Origin of the sequence: Chitinivorax sp. B (assembly GCF_005503445.1) — a bacterium.
In the GTDB taxonomy this organism is placed as follows: Bacteria; Pseudomonadota; Gammaproteobacteria; order Burkholderiales; family SCOH01; genus Chitinivorax.
The window spans coordinates 130517-151358 of sequence record NZ_SCOH01000004.1; the positions used below are offsets into that span (position 1 = coordinate 130517).

16 protein-coding genes are annotated in these 20842 nt (G+C 55.9%); 11 read left to right on the forward strand and 5 right to left on the reverse strand.

Annotation, left to right across the window (positions count from 1 at the left end):
* Positions 1–19: 19 nt before the first annotated feature.
* From FFS57_RS04195 to FFS57_RS04220, 6 genes are all read left to right on the forward strand, one after another.
* Positions 20–1363 carry an SWIM zinc finger family protein gene (locus FFS57_RS04195; protein WP_137936509.1) on the forward strand — a complete coding sequence of 448 codons (1344 nt, stop codon included), beginning with the start codon at positions 20–22 and terminating at the stop codon, positions 1361–1363.
* Entirely contained in the window at positions 1356–2858 is a 1503-nt protein-coding gene (locus tag FFS57_RS04200) for a DUF5691 domain-containing protein (protein ID WP_137936510.1), read from the forward strand. The genes FFS57_RS04195 and FFS57_RS04200 overlap by 8 nt, the downstream gene beginning before the upstream one ends.
* Before the next feature lie 8 nt (positions 2859–2866).
* Positions 2867–3946 carry an ATP-binding protein gene (locus FFS57_RS04205; protein WP_137936583.1) on the forward strand — a complete coding sequence of 360 codons (1080 nt, stop codon included), beginning with the start codon at positions 2867–2869 and terminating at the stop codon, positions 3944–3946.
* Between the two features lie 93 nt (positions 3947–4039).
* Positions 4040–4765, forward strand: a complete 726-nt coding sequence (locus FFS57_RS04210; RefSeq protein ID WP_171013601.1) for a DUF4241 domain-containing protein — start codon at positions 4040–4042, stop codon at positions 4763–4765.
* Positions 4766–4769: 4 nt separating this feature from the next.
* Complete coding sequence (locus FFS57_RS04215) at positions 4770–7070, forward strand: DUF5682 family protein (RefSeq protein WP_137936512.1); 2301 nt, start codon at positions 4770–4772, stop codon at positions 7068–7070.
* Positions 7071–7079: 9 nt separating this feature from the next.
* Positions 7080–8231, forward strand: a complete 1152-nt coding sequence (locus tag FFS57_RS04220; RefSeq protein WP_137936513.1) for a VWA domain-containing protein — start codon at positions 7080–7082, stop codon at positions 8229–8231.
* Between the two features lie 3 nt (positions 8232–8234).
* On the opposite strand, the gene FFS57_RS04225 is transcribed toward FFS57_RS04220, so the two are convergent.
* Positions 8235–8969: a transporter substrate-binding domain-containing protein gene (locus FFS57_RS04225; protein WP_137936514.1), complete on the reverse strand. Its 735-nt coding sequence runs from the start codon at positions 8967–8969 to the stop codon at positions 8235–8237.
* Positions 8970–9332: 363 nt separating this feature from the next.
* Between FFS57_RS04225 and FFS57_RS04230 the strand changes: the two genes are divergently transcribed.
* Positions 9333–9767 (forward strand): RidA family protein, encoded by a 435-nt coding sequence (locus tag FFS57_RS04230; RefSeq protein ID WP_137936515.1) that lies wholly within the window; start codon positions 9333–9335, stop codon positions 9765–9767.
* A gap of 78 nt (positions 9768–9845) precedes the next feature.
* On the opposite strand, the gene FFS57_RS04235 is transcribed toward FFS57_RS04230, so the two are convergent.
* From FFS57_RS04235 to FFS57_RS04245, 3 genes are all read right to left on the reverse strand, one after another.
* Positions 9846–10289, reverse strand: coding sequence for a Fur family transcriptional regulator (locus FFS57_RS04235; RefSeq protein WP_137936516.1), 444 nt, complete (start codon positions 10287–10289; stop codon positions 9846–9848).
* A gap of 45 nt (positions 10290–10334) precedes the next feature.
* Positions 10335–10748 (reverse strand): RNA polymerase-binding protein DksA, encoded by a 414-nt coding sequence (gene dksA / locus FFS57_RS04240; protein WP_137936517.1) that lies wholly within the window; start codon positions 10746–10748, stop codon positions 10335–10337.
* 221 nt (positions 10749–10969) lie between these two features.
* On the reverse strand, positions 10970–11293 hold the full coding sequence (locus tag FFS57_RS04245; protein WP_137936518.1) for a c-type cytochrome: 324 nt from the start codon (positions 11291–11293) through the stop codon (positions 10970–10972).
* A 173-nt stretch (positions 11294–11466) separates the two neighbouring features.
* Between FFS57_RS04245 and FFS57_RS04250 the strand changes: the two genes are divergently transcribed.
* Positions 11467–14427: a bifunctional diguanylate cyclase/phosphodiesterase gene (locus FFS57_RS04250; protein ID WP_171013603.1), complete on the forward strand. Its 2961-nt coding sequence runs from the start codon at positions 11467–11469 to the stop codon at positions 14425–14427.
* A 172-nt stretch (positions 14428–14599) separates the two neighbouring features.
* Positions 14600–16417 (forward strand): aminopeptidase P family protein, encoded by a 1818-nt coding sequence (locus FFS57_RS04255; RefSeq protein ID WP_137936520.1) that lies wholly within the window; start codon positions 14600–14602, stop codon positions 16415–16417.
* 114 nt (positions 16418–16531) lie between these two features.
* On the opposite strand, the gene FFS57_RS04260 is transcribed toward FFS57_RS04255, so the two are convergent.
* The gene (locus tag FFS57_RS04260; RefSeq protein ID WP_137936521.1) at positions 16532–17041 is read right to left on the reverse strand and encodes a TIGR00645 family protein; all 510 of its coding nucleotides are present in this window, start codon (positions 17039–17041) and stop codon (positions 16532–16534) included.
* A 382-nt stretch (positions 17042–17423) separates the two neighbouring features.
* Here FFS57_RS04260 and FFS57_RS04265 point away from each other — a divergent pair, with 382 nt between their 5' ends.
* Together FFS57_RS04265 and FFS57_RS04270 are read left to right on the forward strand one after the other, a co-directional pair.
* On the forward strand, positions 17424–19034 hold the full coding sequence (locus FFS57_RS04265; protein WP_171013605.1) for a glucan 1,4-alpha-maltotetraohydrolase domain-containing protein: 1611 nt from the start codon (positions 17424–17426) through the stop codon (positions 19032–19034).
* Between the two features lie 251 nt (positions 19035–19285).
* Positions 19286–20575: an NCS2 family permease gene (locus FFS57_RS04270; RefSeq protein WP_137936522.1), complete on the forward strand. Its 1290-nt coding sequence runs from the start codon at positions 19286–19288 to the stop codon at positions 20573–20575.
* Positions 20576–20842 lie beyond the last annotated feature (267 nt).

The following is a 20842-nucleotide window of genomic DNA, read 5'->3' on the forward strand; positions in this document are numbered from 1 at the left end:
TCCATATCGCGATATCGACATGAACCTTTCGGAACAGCAGGTGTTGGCGCTGGCGCCAGATAGCGGCTCGGCCAAAAATGGCAAAAAGCTGGGGCAGGCAGCACATTGGGGCAATTTGGGGCAAAGCAGCCGCAGCCTGTGGGGCGAATGCCAGGGCAGTGGTTCGAAACCCTATCAGGTGCGGGTGGATCTGGCCGATTTTGCCAGCAAGTGCTCGTGCCCCAGTTTCAAATTCCCATGTAAACATGCATTGGGGTTGTTGGTGCTGACGGCCAATCAACCGGATTTGATCGTCCCTCAGGATGAACCCGATTGGGTAACGGAGTGGCTGGATAAGCGTGGGCAGAAGGCCACCGAGAAAGAAACCAAGGCAAAGGCCAAAGCCGCCAAGGCCACTGAAGCCGCCCATGACCCAGCCCAACAGAAACGTGCCGAGCAACGCGAAAAGCGGGTGCAGGATGGGCTGGATGCCTGCCAGCTGTGGCTGGAAGACTTAATACGCAATGGCATGGCACGGTTAGCCAACGAGGGAATGGGTATTTGGGAACAACAATCCGCCCGATTGGTGGATGCTCAGGCGAGTGGCTTGGCGGCACGATTGCGACCCATTGGCGAATTAGTCGGTGCACACGAGGATTGGCCAAACCAGGTGCTGGGTCGCTTGGGCAAATTGGCCCTGGCGATGCGTGCTTACCAACGATTGGACCAACTGCCACCTGCATTGCAACAAGACATACGACAGCTGATTGGCTTCACCGTGCGTGAAGATGAGGTACTGGCGACGGGCACCGTTCAACACGACCGCTGGCAGGTAATGGGTCAATGGGTGGATGAAGGCGACCGGGTACGGGTACAGCGAACGTGGTTGATTGGCGAAGGCAGCCGCCGATATGCGTTGATTCTGCAATTTTCACCAGGCACCCATGTGCCGTTCGGTGCCACTTGGGTGCCAGGCACCGCATTCGAGGGTGAACTGGCATTTTGGCCCAGCGCTTATCCGATTCGCGCCATGCTTAAAGGCAGCCCGTCACCGCTACCAGCCTTCCCAGCACTTTCGCATGCTGAACCGATTGCCGCCCTGCTGGATCGCATCGGCCATGCGCTGGCAGCGAACCCATGGCTGGAGCGACTGCCAGCCGTCATCTCAGGCGCCGTCCCCGTACAAGGGCCACAGGGCTGGCAGGTGGTGGATGCAGCCGGGGATGCCTTGCCACTGGCCGGCCAAGCACATTGGCCATGGTTAGCCCTGACAGGTGGCGTACCACATGATGTGGCAGTGGAATGGATGGGGGATGTCATTCTGCCCTTAGGTGTCATGGCCAATGGTCGCTATTACCCGCTGACAGGGGACGCAAATGCATAACCTGACCAAACTGGCGCTGGTGGGTACCGCCAACAGCCCATTGCAAGCCAACACCCTGCCTGCCATTGACAATGCTTTGCCCGCTGCCAGTCGCGAAGCGCAGCTGCTTTGGCAAGCTGGCGCACACGCGCTATACCTGCAAGCTGGCCGCCTTGCTCAGGAAGGCCAACATCCGCCACCAGCACCAGCCGACAACTTGCCAACGGTATCTAGCGGCCTATTTGGCATGCTGACCGAATTGTTGGCCGGCCAATGGGAGGAGCTGGAAACCTGGGCCACCCAACGCTTGCAGCAAGCCGGCTTGCGCTTGCCACCCAGTTTGCTGTTGCGCACCTTGGATATTACCAATCCCAATCGCCGTACCTTATGGCAACCATTATTCGGGCAACGCGGGCTGTGGCTCGCTGCCCAGAACCCGGAATGGCACTGGGCCATTGCCAACACCACACAGCCAGCTGACGACAGCGTGTTGACCAGCATTTGGCAAGAGGGAACGTTGACAGCCCGCCGCCGCGCCCTGGCTGAACAACGCCGCCGTAATCCTGCCCTGGCCCGCGACTGGCTGGAAGCCGTATTACCACAAGAAAAGGCCGATGCCAGACTGACGCTAGTCGATGTATTGGCGCAAGGCACCACGGCAGATGATATTCCACTGCTGGAGCGGCTGATGAGCGACCGCAGTACAGGTGTGCGTCAATTCGCGGTGGGTCTGCTATGCCGACAGCCGACAGCCGCCTTGGCACAACGCTGGGCCGAGCGCGCCCAGGCATGCCTGCAGTGGTCTGACAACCTGATAATCGATCCGCCGCAAGAATTACCCAAGGATTGGGAACGGGATGGCCTATTGGCCAACCCACCTGCAGGCGAAGGCAAACGTGCCTTCTGGCTACGCCAACTGGTTGCCTTGGTGCCGCCATCACTGTGGAAAAGTCACACCAAGCAATCGCCCGCCTACCTGATTGCGGCCCTGCCGGCCCAAGAATGGGGTGAGGCGGTGTTGCGCGGGTTGGCTGATGCCACCGCCCGTTTTGCCGATGCCGAATGGGCCGATGCATTGCTGCAAGCGGATGCCAGCTTGGGTAGGTTACTGGCTACAGATGCGCTGAACCCGCTTTGGCATGCCCTGCCCATGACCCAACGCACGGCCCATTGCCTGGCCCGCCTGCAGGTAGGTGAAGTGCCATTGGCGGCACTACGGGCCGTGCCTGCCCCGTGGCCAGCAGCAATCAGCCAGGCTGTTTTGGCCAAATTGGCAATCAGCCAATACAGCCTTGCCAATCCTGACGACTTCACCAACCCGCTGACAATGTTGCTGTTGGCCATCTTGCACGGTGACGATACCACCCTACCCCAATTGAACGATTGTGCCCAGCAATGGTTGGCCAATCTCAGCCAGCGTGAAGGCTGGGCATTTTGGCAACCCAAGCGGGATGTCGAGCGCTATATTGCGCTATCACAAGCCAAACAACATCTGATCAAGGAGACTCCGCTGTGAGCAACAGCCTGAACACCGTGCTGCGTCAACACGCAGAGCAGCAATTCGCAGAAGAACTGGCCGAGTTGGCGAAACAGGATCGTCATCCGCGCCCACCCAAGTGGCAGCTATCCCCGTGGGCGGTGAAGACCTACCTGTTAGGTGGCAAGCTGGAAAACGGCTTCGAGGTCTCGCCCAAATACATCGGCAGTGGTCGGCTGATCGAAATTGCGGTGGCCACGCTGGCCACTGACCGAGCCTTACTGTTGTATGGAGTGCCCGGCACGGCCAAAAGCTGGGTATCCGAGCATTTGGCCGCAGCGATTTGCGGCGATTCCACCCTGTTGATCCAAGGCACGGCGGGCACCGATGAATCTGCCCTGCGATACGGCTGGAACTATGCCCGCCTGCTGGCAGAAGGCCCTACCCCAGCCGCATTGGTGGAAAGCCCGATGCTGAAAGCCATGCGTGACGGAAAACTGGCACGCATCGAGGAATTGACCCGTGTCCCAGCCGAGGTACAAGACACGCTGATCACCTTGCTGTCGGAAAAAACCCTGCCCGTGCCTGAACTGGGTATGGAAGTACAAGCCAACAAGGGCTTCAACGTGATCGCCACGGCCAACAACCGTGACAAGGGCGTCAACGAGATGTCCAGCGCCTTGATGCGCCGCTTCAATACCGTCATCCTGCCCACGCCCGATACCTTTGACGAAGAAGTCGATATCGTCACCCGCCGTGTTGCAGAACTGGGTCGGGCTCTGGCCCTGCCTGCTGAAAAGCCCGCTTTGGAGGAAGTACGCCGTGTGGTCGCCATCTTCCGCGAACTGCGCAATGGCCTGACTGAAGACGGTAAGACCAAGCTCAAGTCGCCATCCGGCACACTCTCCACGGCCGAAGCGATTTCGGTGATTGGCCATGGCATGGCCGTTGCTGGCTATTACGGCGATGGTGTCCCCCGTGCCGCAGACTTTGCGGCCAGCCTGACCGGGGCAATCGTCAAAGACCCGGTACAAGACAAGGTAGTCTGGCTGGAATACCTGAAAACCATCGCTAAAGAACGTGACGGCTGGAAGGATTTGTATCGCGCATGTATGGAGGTGGTGTGACACGCCTTGCGTGGCCATCAGGTCCTGCATGGCCTGTCACACCTCAAACATAGATACGGCACCGCAAGCGACAACGACATATAAAGGATGACCATGACACTCCTCCCCATCCACGACGACCGCTGGAAGGCACTGGTCAACGATATCGCCGAGTGGCACTTTGCAGATGGCCAAGTACTGCGCTATCGGCTGTTTACCGTCAATTGTGGCGAGCTGTGGTTGAAAAGCGGCCGGCTGATTGCCTGCGACCCGTTCGCCACACTACAGCCCCGCGACAACCCAGAAGTGGCTGTACCACCGGGGGTATACCCCGTCGTTGCCACCGTGGCGGATACCAGTGATGAACTGGATGGCTCACAACCGCGTGAGGCATATCTGTCGGTGATCCTGTCCGACAAACCTGCGGTAGGCTGGCGCTTTCTGTCGCCGATTCCACCAGGAATGGCGTTGCCGGAACTTGGCGACCATGAATTCATTGGCTTGTCAGTTGATGAAAACACCGTCGCCTTCGCCGATGCCGATGCCATTGAACGCCTGATGCCCAACCCAGATGAGATCGACTGGGAGTTCGAACTGTTCGACAGTGGCGAGGATGACGCCTGGCAAGCCCGCCTGAATGACCCAGCCGAGCTGCGTGAAGGTTTGGTCAACATCGCCTTACCCAACGCCCAAGACAGTGAAAACATCATTCTCAGCTATGCGGGCTGGGGCGATGGCAGCTATGCAGTTGTGGGCACTTATGCCGACGATGGCACGCTGACCGGCGTACACATCGATTTGGCGGTGTTGCCACTGGCCCCGTTACCAGAATGGGACTGATGCAATGACCGTGCACTACTTCGGCATCCGCCACCATGGACCAGGTTGTGCCCGTGCCCTGGAGGCCGCGCTGGATGCCCTGCAACCAGATATCGTATTGATGGAGGGCCCACCGGAAGCGGATACGCTGATCTCCTTGGCAACCGACCCCGCCATGAAACCGCCGGTAGCATTGTTGATCTACCCACAGGAATCGCCCAACCTGGGTGTGTTCTACCCATTCGCCACATTTTCGCCGGAGTGGCGGGCGATTCAGCATGCAGTCGGGCGGTCAGTACCCTTGTGGTTCATTGATCTGCCACCCACTCATGGCTTTGCCGAAGAGATGGCCAAATCTGTCAATACAGAAACGGATAAGGCGGGCGAACAGCCCCACGAAGAAAGCATAGCCGCCAGCATCGATAACGACCGCCAGGTCAGCCACGATACCGAGCTTCATGATTGGCGCATGGACCCAATAGGCGAATTATCGCGCGCAGCGGGTTACGCTGACGAAGAACAGTGGTGGGAAGTACAGGTAGAACAACGCCGCGATGCCACTGATCTGTTCGCCGGCATTCAGGAGGCCATGACTGCCCTGCGCAAAGCGGCCCCAGCCCCCAATCTACGGGAAGCTCGTCGTGAAGCTCACATGCGCAGTCGTATTCGTGAAGCGCAAAAGATCGGCTATGCCAACATTGCGGTGGTCTGTGGCGCTTGGCATGTCCCTGCTTTGGCTGGCCGTGCCACAGCGAAGGATGACAATGCCTTGCTGAAAGGTCTACCCAGGACCAAAACTGCCGCCACCTGGGTACCGTGGAGTGACGACCGGCTGGCCAGTGAAAGCGGCTATGGTGCTGGCGTGACGTCACCCGGTTGGTATCGCCACCTGTGGCACAGCCCAGACCGCGCCGTGTTGCGCTGGATCACCACCGCCGCCCGCCTGATGCGGCAGCAGGGGTTGGATGCCTCGTCTGCCAGCGTGATTGAATCGATCCGACTGGCAGAAGCCCTGGCCGCCATGCGTGATTTGCCGATGCCCGGTTTGGCGGAAACCCGCGAAGCCATGGAGGCCGTACTGTGCCACGGCGACCCGGCACCGTTGGCATTGATCCGGCGCGAACTGGAGATAGGTCACCACATCGGTGCCGTACCACCCAGTGCTGCGGCAGCACCCTTGCAACGCGATCTGGAGGTCGAACAGAAGCGGTTGCGGCTGAAGCCAACCAGCGAATCCAAAACAATCGATCTCGACCTGCGCGAAGACGGTGGCCGTGCCCGCAGCCGCCTGCTACATCGGTTGACCATACTGGGTGTCAAATGGGGCGAACAGCAGCGGGACAGCAACCGTACCGGTACTTTTCGCGAAAGCTGGACTCTACGCTGGCAGCCGGAGCTGGCTGTCGACCTGATCAGCGCCAGTCGTTATGGGAATACCATTGAAGAAGCGGCCAGCCACAAACTGTGTGAGCAAGCCCGCAACGAGGCCACGTTACCAGCGCTGACTGCCATGCTGGATTGGGCCGTGCTGGCCCGTCTACCCGTCGCCATCAGTGTATTGCTGGGCTGTGTGCAGAACCAGGCCGCACTGGCAGCGGATTTGGCCCACTTGATGGACGCACTGCCACCCTTGGCCCGTGTCGCCCGCTATGGCGACGTGCGGGGTACCCACAGTACCAGTATCGAGCCGATCATCATCGGGTTGGTGGACCGCATCACAGTGGGCCTGCAACCTGCTGCCAGCGGCATCGACGAACACGCTGCCATTGCGCTGCTGGATCAGATCGATGCGGTACAAGGCGCACTTGATCTGCTGGAAATGGCCGGATTGCGTGATGATTGGTTCGATACCCTGCAACGCTTGGTGACTCAGGATGGTGTCGCCCCAACGGCACGTGGGTTTGCACTACGTTTGCTGTTTGATCGGCAACGCATCACGGAAGCCGAGCTGGCGCAACGGGCCAGACTGGCGCTGTCGCCCACCTTGCCACCAGCCGATGCCACCGGCTGGTTATCCGGCCTGCTGCGAGGCAGTGGGTTGCTACTGCTGCAGCATACTGAGCTATGGCTGGCATTGGATGGCTGGTTGCGCTCACTGCCACACGACGTGTTCATTGAGCGCTTGCCGCTATTGCGCCGTGCCTTTGCCGACTTTACCCCTGCAGAACGGCGCCAGATGGGGGATAAGGTTCGCCATCTGGGCCAGAGCGGCTCGGCACCGGTGGCAACCACATTGCCTGTCGACGAAACCCGTGCAGCACGCGTGTTGCCCGTGTTGCAAACCATACTGGGCCCGTCTGCGGCTCAGATGACTGAAACCGAATGAGTGAGCTGGATGTCTACCACGCTTGAAACTGATCCCCAACAACGCTGGTGCCTGATTCTGGGCGAGCCAGCAAACGAGCCTGGCGCGCGTCTGCCACTTGATCTGCAGCGTATGGATGATGCCCTGGCCGCCTTGTACGATGCAGAGCGCAGCGGTGGTCTTGGGCCATCCTGCCCGAACATCGCGCGTTGGTTGGGCGATATTCGCGAGTATTTCCCTACCACCGTCGTGCAGGTCATGCAACAGGACGCACTGACCCGGCTGGATCTGCAACGTATGTTGCTGGAGCCAGAACTGTTGGAAAGCGTGGAGGCCGACGTGCATCTGGTGGCCAACCTGATGTCGCTGTCTCGTGTCATGCCCGCCAAAACCCGCGATACCGCCCGTCGTGTGGTGCGGAAAGTGGTCGAAGCACTGGAAAAGCGTTTGAAGGAGCCCATGCGGCAGGCCATCACCGGCAGCCTTAACCGGGCCGAACGCAATCATCGCCCCAAATTGCAGGAGATCGATTGGCATCGCACCATCCGTGCCAATCTTGGGAATTATCTACCAGATAAAAAGACGGTGATCGCCGAAAAGCTGATCGGCCATGGGCGCAAGCGTTCTGCCCTGCGTGATGTGGTGGTGTGTGTGGACCAAAGCGGCTCAATGGCCAGTTCGTTGGTTTATGCTGGTATTTTCTCGTCCGTGATGGCCTCACTGCGCGCCGTTCGTACTCGCATGGTGGTATTCGACACCGCCGTAGCGGATTTGACAGCGGATATGCAGGACCCGGTTGACCTGCTATTTGGTGTGCAGTTGGGCGGTGGCACCGACATCAACCTGGCGTTGGGATATTGCCAGCAGGTGATCGACAAGCCCGAAAAATCGATTCTGGTACTGATTACCGACCTATACGAAGGCGGCAATCAGGTCGAGATGCTGAAGCGCGCAGCCGCATTGAAGGCAGCAGGGGTGAACATGATCTGCCTGCTGGCCTTATCCGACGATGGTGCGCCAGGTTATGACCACCAGAATGCCGCTCGCTTTGCAGCGATGGGTATCCCGACTTTTGCCTGCACGCCGGATCATTTCCCTGAATTGATGGCCGCTGCCATCCAAAAACAGGATATCAACCTGTGGGCGGCCAAGCAGGGGTATGTGACATCACGGGGTAGTTGATCATCACGGGTCGACACTGACGGGTTCTTGCAGAAATTGCGTGACGATGCGCTCCACCGTGCCATCGCGCATCATTTCTGCCAGCGCCTGAGCCAGCTGTGCGCGCTGGGCCATATCAATTTGTGGACGAGCCCGCAGCACCCAAGTGGATTCACTGACACGTAGAAACTGATTAGGGCTCGCAGTACCACCCATGCTACGTAGCTGGTACTGAATGGCTGGCAAAGTTGCCACTACCGCATCCAGTCGCCCCGCAACCAGCATACGCAAGCCGGATTCCAGGGTCGCAATATCGACTTTGCTAACACGGCTATCGCTGGACAACGGCTCATATTTCAATGCCCGCAATACCCCCACCCCCCGATTGGACGACTTCACAAAGTCTTCATAATTAGCCATCGGCTGCGTTGCCATCGCCACCAATACGACTGGGTAGGTTGCCACCCGCCCCACCACGGCACCATCCTCGTCACTCAGGTTAGTAGCCAGTGACAAGCTGTAAGCATCCTGTCGCCCCTTGAATGCCGCCAGATGACGGGCGGTTGGTACCACAGTGGGAACCAGTGGCACACCACTGCGTTGTGACAGCGCCTTGATCAAACGAACATTGACCCCATCGATGCCATATTTGGCACTTTCAATGGCCCAGGGGGCCACATTGGACATGAGTACCGGCGCCGCGACTGCAGCAGTGCCCATCAACCAGCCGAATCCCAGCAGAAAACATTCCCACCGCATCTTCACCACACATCGTCACAATAGGCACGGCACGCAGCCGTGGCGCCGGCAAATGCACTGGCGTAAGTCAGTATAGTGCAGGCCACACATGCTGCTATTCATGTCAGCCAGACCTTTCGGTTTCGCATATTCGCTTGATCAAAGGTCATGGCCATTGATCGGCTGTCACATTTGCAAATGCTGATTCGTCTGATATAGGTAATCGCTGCAAGTGCCGCCAGTACTGGCTTTCGCATCCAGTATTCGGAACAGACACACTACGGCACAATTCATCCTGGCCATGCTTCATCACCGCAGCACAGGCCTCGGCCCACCTTATATAGTGTGCCTGATGACAGGCTACTTTGACTGGAGAAATAAGCAATGCACGACTTATCCGTTTCCACTACAACCACTTCACTGACCATGCTCAACCCGGCTGGGCTTTACGACCCGTCAGCCAACGGATATTCCCACGTGGCCATGGTACCCCCTGGTACACGACTTGCCTTCATTGCTGGACAAGGTGGTGAAACAGCTGATGGCACCCTGGTGGATGACTTTCAGCAACAGGTTCGTCAGGCATTTCTGAATCTGACAACAGCCGTGACTGCAGCAGGCGGTCGGATGGGCCAAGTGGCCAAACTGACCGTTTTGATTGTGGATCACAGTGAACAACGTCTGGCGGTGTTAAGTGACGAAGTGAAGCGGGTATGGGGGACAGCGCCCGCCCCCGCTTGCTCGTTGATCCCAGTCCCACGACTGGCGCTGGATGGAATGTTGTTCGAGGTAGATGCTGTTGTAGCCATTCCCGCTTGATATCGGGCTAGACTCCGCATCACGCCACGCAGCATGACATATACATCGATAGTCGAGATCAATCAGGCTTTCGGGAAATTATTTGCAATCGGCACAGACGCCTTTGACGGTGACTTCCACTTCTTCAGTGGAATAGCCGTCAGGCAACTGCACCTTCACCGCTGGCGAGACATCTTCAAGGCAGAAGACACGGTGGCAGCGACCACATTTGAAATGGGCATGATGGTGTGACACGTCATCCGCACCAACCCGAAACCGCCAGACACGATCATCACTTGCAATCTTGTGGGCCAATTGACGGTCGATCAACCAATCCAACACACGATACAAAGTGACTCGGTCAATGGGCTCAGTCACCGCCAAGGCTTCTTCGATTTCGGTATGGGAGAGTGCACGCTCGCCAGCCAGCAGCAAGCCCAGCACACGTCGCCGGGGTTCGGTGAGGCGATGGCCGGTTTCCCGAATCAGGCGTTCTGCTTTCGCATCCTGATCGGCTGAGGAAGGTCGGTAACTGGAAGACATGCTAATGGGCGCCGATGTTGCCATCGACGCCAAGTACCGCCTGGGTCAATCTGCGTACTGTTTTTTCAGTCTTTCGCGGCGCTCTTGCGCTTCGATAGACAAAGTGGCAGTCGGACGGGCAATCAAACGGCCCAGACCGATTGGTTCACCAGTATCTTCGCAGTAACCATATTCGCCATTGTCAATACGATTGATGGCCTGCTCGATTTTCTGCAGCAGCTTGCGTTCACGGTCCCGTGTCCGTAATTCCAACGCATACTCCTCTTCCAGCGTGGCGCGGTCTGCCGGGTCCGGTGTGGCTTCCTGCTCCTGCAAATGCTGGCTGGTCTGGGTTGCGTTGTTGATCAGCTCTTCCTTCATCTGCAATAACTTGCGTTTGAAGAAATCCAGGTGATCAGGCGTCATGTACTCGCCGCTCGTATCTTTGAGGACGTCTTGTTCTGTCAGCATCTTAGCCATGGTCGTACGCATCCGTAAGTGTCTCAGTGGCGATGCCGGTCGATGTCGGTATCGCCGCCGGGGTTCGGCGGTCGCAAAGATTAGCCGATGAAACCAGCATGATGCAATAAGTATATGACAGATTTTGCAACAGTAAATTCACATACTGTAATGAATCGACGGTCGGCCCTACCTGCCTGGTTACCCTTCCAGCCACATCATATGACACGGCTGTGCATGCATCACTTGGTGGCCAAAATCCATTGCACCATTGTTTTTAGATCCGCGTCGGGCACGGTCGGGTTGGGTGGCATCGGAACGGGTCCCCACACCCCACCACCGCCCGCCTTCACCTTAGCGATCAGTTTCGCTTCGGCAGTCTTGTCCCCTTTGTATTTGGTAGCCACTTCTTTATATGAAGGGCCGACAACTTTTTTGTCTGCGGTATGACAGGACAAGCAGTTGTACTTTTGTACCAGCACCTTGGCATCTTTAGCATCTGCCGCCATCGCATGGCCAGAAACAAAACCAACCAACGCAGCCAGTATAGCGATTGCTGCTCTCATAGGTACTCCTTTTAGGTGTGAGGAAGCGATTCCGTGCATCATCTTAGCCAAGCTGACGCGGGTTGCAAATGATGGATTCACACAGCGCTGTAATTAGGGGCATGCTCACATCAATAATTCGCTGAGAAATCAGACTATACTGACAGATAATGCCATTTGGGAGCGCGTGCCCGATGTCGTCTTCGCTTCCCATGTCTGCCGTGCCGACAGCCATGTCCTCACTGGGGTTGAACACCTTTGCTGAACATTCGCATGACGGCATCTGGGCTATCGACAAAGATGGCATGATCAGCTATGTCAATCGCCGAATGTCGGACCTGCTTGGCTTTACCCCTCCTGAACTGGTTGGCCGTTCTTTTTTTTCCGTCGTTTCCCCTGCTGACCTTCCAATTGCATTGCAAATGCTGGAAGCAAGCCATGCTCAGCCGGGCAGCTATTACGACTTGCGCTTGCTGCGCCGCGATGGCGACGTTATGTGGGTCATGACTTGCCTGACGCCGCTTCAGCACGCGGATACATTGTCCGGCCTGTTGCTGATGATGGCAGATATCACTGAACGCAAACGAACCGAACAGGCGCTGCGTGAAAAATCCGCGCAGATCGAGGCCATCTACAACAGTTCCAGTACCGGTATCTTCCTCGCTGACAGCCAAGGTCAACTACAGCACGCCAACCCGATGTTCGAAACCCTCGCTGGGCGACTGAGTGCTGAAATGACCGGTGATGGCTGGCTTCACAGCGTGCACCCTGAAGACCGGGCAAGGGTCGCACTGGAATGGCGTATGGCCGTCAAGCAGCAATTGCCCTGCATGACCCAGTTCCGCATGCACTCACCTGGTGGCGAGATGGTCTGGGTACGTCTGATCAGCCGAGCCATGATCATCGACAGCCGCATGCATGGCTATGTCGCATCGGTTGAAAACATCACGCAACGCAAGCAAAGCGAACTAAGGGAAGCCGCAGAGCGGGAAGTATTGGAAATGCTGGTACACCACCAGCCGTTACCCGAAATTCTCAGTCAGATCTGCTTGCAATACGAACGTCGCCGCCCAGGTGAATGGTGTGCGGTGTTCCTGATTGATGATGTGACCTTACAGTGTCGTGCCTGTATCGGCCCCAGTATTCCCCCACACTATGCCAACGCCCTGATTGGCATCACGGCCGACCCCAACGTCGGCTCGTGTGGGGCCGCCATCTGGCGCAAGCAACGGGTGATTTCCGCAGATATCGCGCAAGACCCGCTATGGAGCACCATTCGCGATGGAGCTTTAGCAGTTGGCTTTGCGGCCTGCTGGTCAACACCCGTCATCAATCGCGAAGGCAAGGTCATGGCAACCTTTGCAGTATACGTTGGGCAACCGCGGTCCCCCACCCCGGAATCCTTGATATCGATCGATCACCAGGTCCCATTGGTATTGCTGGCAATCGAGCGGAAACAAGCCCAGTTGCAATTGGACAGCGCACTCGCCACCTTGAAATCGATCGCGGATGGCGTCATCACGGTGGACCGCCACTTCCGGGTCATCTCGCTCAACCCCCAAGCTGAACGCATGACGGGCTGGGCAGTGAAAGAAGCGCAAGGCCATATGCTGGATGAGATTTTCCACGCTGTGGACGAACAATCCGGCGAACCGTTGGTGGCCTGCCCTCCACCTACCGGGGATTGGATACAGCGGCAAAACCCCGTATTGATTGATCGAAAAGGCTGGCGGGTACCTATGGAATACAACACCAGCCCGATTATCGATAGCCAGAAAGAATTGGAAGGGTGGGTTCTGGCGTTCCGTGATGTCAGCAACACCCGGCTGATGGCGCAAGAGCTTTCCCATCAGGCCAGCCACGACTACCTTACCGGTCTGCCCAACCGCATGCTGATGCAGGACCGGCTGGATCAGGCCATTGCCAACGCCAGTCGCAATGGTGGCAAGTTGGGGTTGTTATTTCTGGACCTGGACCATTTCAAACATGTGAACGACACATTAGGGCATGCGATTGGCGATTTGATGCTGAAGGAAGTGGCCAACCGGCTGATCCGCTGCGTACGTGAATCAGACACCGTCAGCCGGCAGGGGGGCGATGAATTCGTCGTCCTGCTGACCAATGTCGAATCCCCGGTCGACGTGGCTTCAGTCGCTCAAAAGATCCTATATACCATGGCCGAACCCATGATATTGGATGGCCACGTACTCAGCATGCAAACCAGCCTGGGCATCAGCCTTTTCCCAGACGATGCCATGGACAGCAGCTCATTGGCGCGCACCGCCGATGCGGCGCTGTATTTTGCCAAAGAACATGGCCGCAACAACTATCAGTTTTTCACTTATGAGATGAGTATTCGCACTGCAGAACGGTTGGCTACCGAACAAGTCTTGCGTGCGGCCATGGAGCAAGCACAATTCGAGCTATGTTATCAGCCACAGATTTCCCTCAAGACTGGTGATGTCGCCAGTGTAGAAGCCTTGCTACGCTGGCGGCACCCTACGCGCGGGCTTTTACACCCTGCCGAGTTTCTCCCCGTAGCCGAAGATATCGGCATCATGGGTGATCTGGGCGACTGGATCTTGCGAGAAGCTTGTCTGCAGCACAAACACTGGCAGGACTCAGGCCTACCCATTGTTCCCATCGCCATCAATATCTCGCCACGCCAGCTGCGTCGTTTTGATTTTGTTAGGAATATCAATGCCATCATGCAGGAAATTGGACTGAGCGAGCATTTGCTTCAATTTGAACTTGCCGAGAACACCATCATGGCGGATGGCGAACAGCGCACAGGCGTTATCGGTGCACTTGGGCAAACGAGCGGGGATATCGTGATTGATGATTTTGGTACCAGCTATTCCAACCTGGGCTTGTTACAACGAGTACCGATCTGCAAGTTGAAGGTCGACATCAGCCTGATTCGCGATATTGGCAACGATAGCGATAACGAAGCCGTTGTCAAAGCCATGATCAACCTGGGAAAAAGCCTTAAGCTGACCGTGGTGGCAGAAGGAGTGGAAACCGCCGAGCAATGGCGCTTTCTGCAAGAAAGCGGCTGCGACGCGGCCCAGGGCTATTTCTGCTGTGAACCTCTGCCCCCCCAAGCATTCGAGCACTGGTGGCGCCAACATCTGGCACGCCCACATGCCGCCTGATCGACACCGTTGTACTGAATTGTTGTGCCTGTACAGTTCTGTGCCTATTCCTGACAAATCAATGCGATTAGTCTAGTTTCCACGCTGAAACCCTGTGTCGACCACGACCGGTTGACCAACCCGGCCCATTACCCGTGGGCCTGATGACAATATGACCACCACCGGAAACCCTATGGATACTGCCACATCTCCCAACATCGTGATCCACAAACGTATCACCAGCCTTCGATTGGTAATGGCACAGCATCGATTGGACGCCTACATCGTCCCCTCTGCTGACCCGCATTTGTCAGAATACCTGCCTGAACGCTGGCAAAGTCGCAAATGGTTGACAGGTTTCATGGGGTCGGTTGGCACACTGATTGTCACACCGACGTTTGCAGGTTTGTGGGTGGACAGCCGCTATTGGGTACAAGCTGAGGCCGAACTGACCGGCACAGGTATTGTGCTGATGAAGATCCAGTCTGCCGCCAGCAATGGACATATCGACTGGTTGGCTGAGCATATTCCGGTAAATGGCTGTGTCGGCGTGGATGGGATGGTGCTGGGTTTAACGGCAGCCCGTGCCATCGAACAAGCCCTGACAATCAAGCAGGTACAGCTACGCAGCGATATTGACCTGCTACAGCAGATCTGGCTAGATCGCCCCAACCTGCCAACCAATGCAGTCTATGAACATGTCGCCCCCTATGCGACACAATCCCGTGCAGAGAAACTGGCCGCTCTACGCAAAACCATGCAGGAAAAAGGTGCCGATTGGCATTTCGTTTCCACACTGGATGACATCGCATGGCTGTTCAACCTACGCGGCGCCGATGTCAGCTACAACCCCGTCTTCGTGGCTCATGCACTGATAGGGATGGAGCAGATCAGCCTGTTCCTCGCAGAGGGCAAAGTACCGGCGGATCTACAGTCCAAACTGGCCGCCGAGGGCATCGTCATTCGTCCCTATGTCGAAACCAGCACCGCGCTGTCGGCGCTGCCCATTGATACGACCTTGTTGATCGATCCGCGCCGCGTCACCCTGGGCTTGCGTCAAGCGGTACCAGTCGGCGTGAAGGTGCTTGAAGCCATCAATCCCAGCACCTTCTCCAAATCCCGCAAATCCGATGCTGAAGCAAGCCATGTACGACAGGCGATGGAGCAGGATGGTGCGGCACTGTGTGAATTCTTCAGTTGGCTGGAAAGCACATTAGGCAGGGAACGTATTACCGAAGTCACTATTGATGAACAGATCACCGCAGCCCGAGCCCGACGCCCCGGATTCGTCTGCCCCAGTTTTGCAACCATCGCCGGCTTCAACGCCAATGGTGCCATGCCGCATTACCGTGCTACCCCAGCTAGCCATGCGGTCATTGAAGGTAGTGGGCTATTGCTGATCGATTCAGGTGGACAATACCTGAATGGCACCACCGACATTACCCGTGTTGTTGCTATCGGCGAACCCTCTGCCGAACAAAAACGTGATTTCACACTGGTGCTGAAAGGCACACTGGCATTGTCATGCGCGCAGTTTCCGCTTGGCCTGAAAGCGCCAATGCTGGATGCCATTGCCCGCGCCCCGATCTGGGCAGCGGGAATCGACTATGGTCATGGTACGGGCCATGGCGTAGGCTATTTCCTGAATGTGCATGAGGGGCCACAATCCATTTCAGTATATGGCATGCCAGAACCACACACTGCCATGGAGGCCGGCATGATCACCTCGATCGAACCCGGTATCTATCGCGCTGGCAAATGGGGAGTTCGCATTGAAAACCTCGTGCTGAACGTGCCAGCAATTAGCGGGGAATTCGGCGATTACCTACGCTTTGAAACATTGACTCTGTGTCCAATTGATACACGTTGCCTAGATCGCTCGATCCTGCGTGCAGATGAAATCGACTGGTTGAACCACTATCATGCAGAAGTTCGGCGCCGACTGCAGCCATTGGTCAGTGGTGACGCACTGGCATGGCTATTACGCCACACCGCGCCAGTCGAAATGTAATGTAATGACGCCGGCTACAGATGAAGTAATGGAGCTCACCCATTGCGTCACACTCTGCTACAGTCAAAAAAAAGCGCTTCAATACTGAAGCGCTTTTTTCATGCAGGAAACCAATCAATGCTTGCCTGATAGTTTGTCCATCAACGCAAACAATACGCCAGACACCAGAAAGGTCATGTGAATACCGATCAGCCAGGCCAAGTCCTCATGACTGGTAGACTGGATATTCACAAAAGCCTTCAACAAATCGATAGCCGAGATCGCCACAATCGAGCCAATCAGTTTCAGCTTCAGGTCTGCATAGGTCACCTTACCCATCCAGCTGGGCTTGTCAGGTGAATTGTGTGCCACATCCAGCTTGGAAATGAAGTTTTCATAACCGCTGAAAATCACGATCACCAGTAAGTTAGCAATCAGCGTGATGTCGACCAGGCTCAGGATTGACAACACTGCATTACCTTCACCCCCCATCAAAATACTGATTACGGTACCAAATTCCTTGATCAGCTTCACAAACAGCACCACGATGCCGCCGATCAGTGCCAGATAGAACGGTGCCAATAGCCAACGGCTATGGAAAATCATCTGTTCCAGAAAGTTCTCTATCTTGTTGTTGTCATCCATATACAAATTTCCTGCAAAGTTCTGCCAAGGGCCGGCAGTTTAACGGTTGTTGATGCAAATTGTGTAATCACAGATACCAAGCCGCCAGGCAAGCTGGCAACTTGGTTTCATTCAAGCCAACCCACTGCCGCACGACACCACTTATCAGAACCGCACAAATTGTCAATTAGCGTGTGTACGAAGCTGCTAACTTGCGACAATCGTTGACATGCCATTGCCATTTGACCAGATGCCTCCCTGGCCGGAAACAGCACTGCATTCCACCAACGATACCGATGAGGCCAATACCACTGGGCATCCGATGTGTCAGTTGGCCCGTTTCGATCAAATGCACAGCCGATGCATATGTCGACCATCATAAAAATCAGGTTTGGAGACCTACATGACCCATCTCTCGTTACGTCATCTTTCTGCCGCCATCCTCACCGGTTTGGCCTGCCTTGCTCAACCCACCCAAGCTGCGACCGAACAGGAGAAGGCAAGTTCAGCCATTCTGCTGCAAGGTTTTCATTGGCACTCCTGGAATTACAACTACGGTTGGTACAGCACACTGGCCAGTAAGGCCGCTGACATGCAGGACTTGGGTATTACCCATGTATGGTTCCCACCACCTTCCGATGCAGCCTCCAACGAAGGCTATCTACCGCGCCAACTGAATGTGCTGGACAGCAAGTATGGTTCGGAAAGCGCCTTGCGTAACACGATCAGCACCCTTAATGGAAAAGGCATCAAATCGGTAGTCGATGTTGTCATCAACCACCGGGTTGGCACCGCCAATTGGGCAGATTTCACCAATCCAGCCTGGGGCTGCAATGCTGTCAGTCGTGGTGACGAATGGAGTGGTGCATGTGGGAATAATGATTCAGGAGGGGGGTATGACGCCGCCCGAGATCTGGATCATTCACAAACCCAGGTCCAGAGCGATTTGAAAGCCTGGGTCGGCAACCGCCTGAAAAATATTGGCTTCAGCGGTATTCGGTATGACTACTCGAAAGGCTATGGCCCGCAATATGCCAAGCTGTACCACGATGCGATGGCGCCCAATTTTTGTGTTGGTGAGATCTGGACTGACCTGAACTACGACGATGTGAATGCACACCGTAAGGTATTGATGAACTATGTGGATGGAACCGGCGGCACCTGCGGCGCCTTCGACTTCACTACCAAAGGCTTGCTGACCAAAGTCTTGCAAAATGGCGATTACTGGCGCCTGAAGGACAGCAGCGGCAAACCTGCAGGTGGTATTGGTTGGTGGGGACAAAAAATGGTGACGTTCGTCGATAATCACGACACCGGGCCATCGGAAAACTGTGGCATCGGCCAGAATCACTGGGCCATCCCATGTGGACAGGTCATGGAAGGTTATGCTTATGTTTTGACCCATCCTGGTATTCCCAGTGTGTATTACGCACACGTCTACGACTGGAACCTGCGCAACAATATCAAAAGCCTGATCGATATTCGTAAAACTGCCGGCATCACATCAACATCCCCCATTGCCATTCAAGCAGCACAAAATGGTTTATACGCGGCTATTGTCAACGGCAACAGCGGCCAAGTGGCAATGAAAATCGGCCCTGGCAGCTGGAGCCCAGGGACAGGTTGGAGTCTGGCCACATCCGGCCCCAACTATGCTGTCTGGACCAAAGGTAATAGCGGTAGCAATTGCAGCGTCACCGCCAATTTCAGCATTGCAAATGCCAATACTGCCAATGGCCAAAGTGTTCATGTTGTCGGCAACCAGACTGCGCTCGGCGACTGGACACCTACAGACAGCTTCAAGCTGACAGCACAAGGTAGTGGCGCCAATGTCACTTGGAGTGGCAGCAAACCCCTGCCCTGCAATTCGGCCATTCAATACAAGTATGTCAAATACAATGGCAGTGCTGCCATTTGGGAAAGTAATCAGCTCAACAGCAGTGGAAATCGCGAATTCACAACCGGCAGCAGCGGTAGTGTCGTGAATCGTGCAGATGGCAATTTCAAATTCTGATTTCTCCGCTACCAATCCAAACCGGCGCACACATTGCTGTTGCGCCTGTTTTTTGGATTCTCAGAAAGCATCTATAGTTATTTCACACATCGACGCAAAACACACCTTGCGCCACCTGAATCAAGCCTGAACCAGCGTTTTGTGGTAGTCTCGCGCGCTTAAAACATCATGGTGTTTTCGTTGATGAATTCTCAACGGATGACGCCCCATCATGGTGCGTGTCTTTTAACTCCATTCTTAGTCAGAAAACCATGCTCGACGCCCTGTTCAAGCTCAAGGAGCACAATACTTCGGTGAAAACCGAGGTCATCGCCGGATTCACCACCTTCCTGACGATGGCGTACATCATCTTCGTCAATCCGGCCATTCTCTCGTCCACCGGCATGGATCACAATGCTGTGTTCGTCGCCACATGTGTCGCTGCTGCCCTGGGCTCTGCGGTCATGGGGCTGGTAGCCAACTATCCGATCGCCTTGGCACCTGGTATGGGCCTGAATGCCTATTTCACCTTCAGTGTGGTGAAAGGTATGGGTGTCAGCTGGGAAGTTGCACTGGGTGCAGTCTTCCTCTCCGGGGTCATCTTCCTGTTCGTCAGCTTGTTCAAGCTGCGGGAAATGATCGTCAATGCCATTCCGCACTCTCTGAAACTGGCCATTTCTGCTGGGGTAGGCTTGTTCCTGGCCATCATTGCGCTGAAAAATGCTGGCGTTGTCGTTAGCCATCCGGTCACCCTGGTGACGCTGGGCAATGTACATGATCCCAAAGTCCTGCTGGCGGCCTTCGGCTTTCTGCTGATTGTTGCATTGGAATACCGCAAGGTTCCGGGCTCGGTGATCATTGGCATCATGACAGTGACCATGTTGGCGGTGTGGCTGGGGCTGGAACAATTCAAGGGGGTATTCGCAGCCGTACCATCCATTGAGCCGACCTTCATGAAGATGGATATCCAAGGTGCGCTGAATGCTGGCTTGCTTGGTGTGGTATTCGTATTCTTCTTTGTCGATCTGTTCGATACCACCGGCACGCTGGTAGGCGTATCACACCGGGCTGGACTGCTTGATAGCCACGGCAAACTGCCACGCCTGAAGCGCGCATTGCTGGCCGACTCCACCGCCATTGTAGCTGGTGCTGGCCTAGGTACTTCCAGTTGTACAGCTTATATCGAATCAGCAGCAGGCACTGCCGTTGGTGGCCGGACGGGATTGACTGCTGTCGTAGTGGCGATTCTGTTCCTAGCTGCATTGTGGTTGTCGCCACTGGCCGGTACCGTACCAGCTTACGCCACAGCACCGGCACTGTGCTATATCGCTGTCCTGATGGCGCGTGGCCTAGCCGAGATCAACTGGGATGATCTGACCGAATCTGCGCCGGCAGTGATCACCGCATTGGGTATGCCGTTCACCTTCTCGATCGCGGACGGTATCGCATTTGGGTTCATCAGCTATACCGCTATCAAGATCATGGCAGGTCGTTATAAGGAAATTGGATTACCCGTGCTGGCAATTGCGGCATTGTGGATCGTGAAATTTGCCTTATTCTGATCTGTCTGCTTAAATGGGTAGTGAGACTCCCAACGATTGTGCCGGCGCAAGCCGGCACTCTTTTTTGCTTCTGGCATATGTAGTGGGCATCAAGCACAAGCTGGTGCATACTTTTCAATCCAGCGCATCCCAATCCGACATTTATCCATCCAACAAATCAACCTGATCGCTGCCGCACAGCCCGCAGTGGGATGATTGCGCCTTGGGTGGAAGGTGCCAGACAGACCCGGAGAGCCTGTCTGGCAAACGTGATGCACCGCGGTGCCA

Excerpts from the sequence above, each read along its gene's own strand:
- FFS57_RS04195 (WP_137936509.1), top strand. The coding sequence starts at position 20 with ATGAACCTTTCGGAACAGCAGGTGTTGGCGCTGGCGCCAGATAGCGGC.
- FFS57_RS04200 (WP_137936510.1), top strand. The coding sequence starts at position 1,356 with ATGCATAACCTGACCAAACTGGCGCTGGTGGGTACCGCCAACAGCCCA.
- FFS57_RS04210 (WP_171013601.1), top strand. The coding sequence starts at position 4,040 with ATGACACTCCTCCCCATCCACGACGACCGCTGGAAGGCACTGGTCAAC.
- FFS57_RS04215 (WP_137936512.1), top strand. The coding sequence starts at position 4,770 with ATGACCGTGCACTACTTCGGCATCCGCCACCATGGACCAGGTTGTGCC.
- FFS57_RS04220 (WP_137936513.1), top strand. The coding sequence starts at position 7,080 with ATGTCTACCACGCTTGAAACTGATCCCCAACAACGCTGGTGCCTGATT.
- FFS57_RS04225 (WP_137936514.1), bottom strand. The coding sequence starts at position 8,969 with ATGCGGTGGGAATGTTTTCTGCTGGGATTCGGCTGGTTGATGGGCACT.
- FFS57_RS04230 (WP_137936515.1), top strand. The coding sequence starts at position 9,333 with ATGCACGACTTATCCGTTTCCACTACAACCACTTCACTGACCATGCTC.
- FFS57_RS04235 (WP_137936516.1), bottom strand. The coding sequence starts at position 10,289 with ATGTCTTCCAGTTACCGACCTTCCTCAGCCGATCAGGATGCGAAAGCA.
- dksA (WP_137936517.1), bottom strand. The coding sequence starts at position 10,748 with ATGGCTAAGATGCTGACAGAACAAGACGTCCTCAAAGATACGAGCGGC.
- FFS57_RS04245 (WP_137936518.1), bottom strand. The coding sequence starts at position 11,293 with ATGAGAGCAGCAATCGCTATACTGGCTGCGTTGGTTGGTTTTGTTTCT.
- FFS57_RS04250 (WP_171013603.1), top strand. The coding sequence starts at position 11,467 with ATGTCGTCTTCGCTTCCCATGTCTGCCGTGCCGACAGCCATGTCCTCA.
- FFS57_RS04255 (WP_137936520.1), top strand. The coding sequence starts at position 14,600 with ATGGATACTGCCACATCTCCCAACATCGTGATCCACAAACGTATCACC.
- FFS57_RS04260 (WP_137936521.1), bottom strand. The coding sequence starts at position 17,041 with ATGGATGACAACAACAAGATAGAGAACTTTCTGGAACAGATGATTTTC.
- FFS57_RS04265 (WP_171013605.1), top strand. The coding sequence starts at position 17,424 with ATGACCCATCTCTCGTTACGTCATCTTTCTGCCGCCATCCTCACCGGT.
- FFS57_RS04270 (WP_137936522.1), top strand. The coding sequence starts at position 19,286 with ATGCTCGACGCCCTGTTCAAGCTCAAGGAGCACAATACTTCGGTGAAA.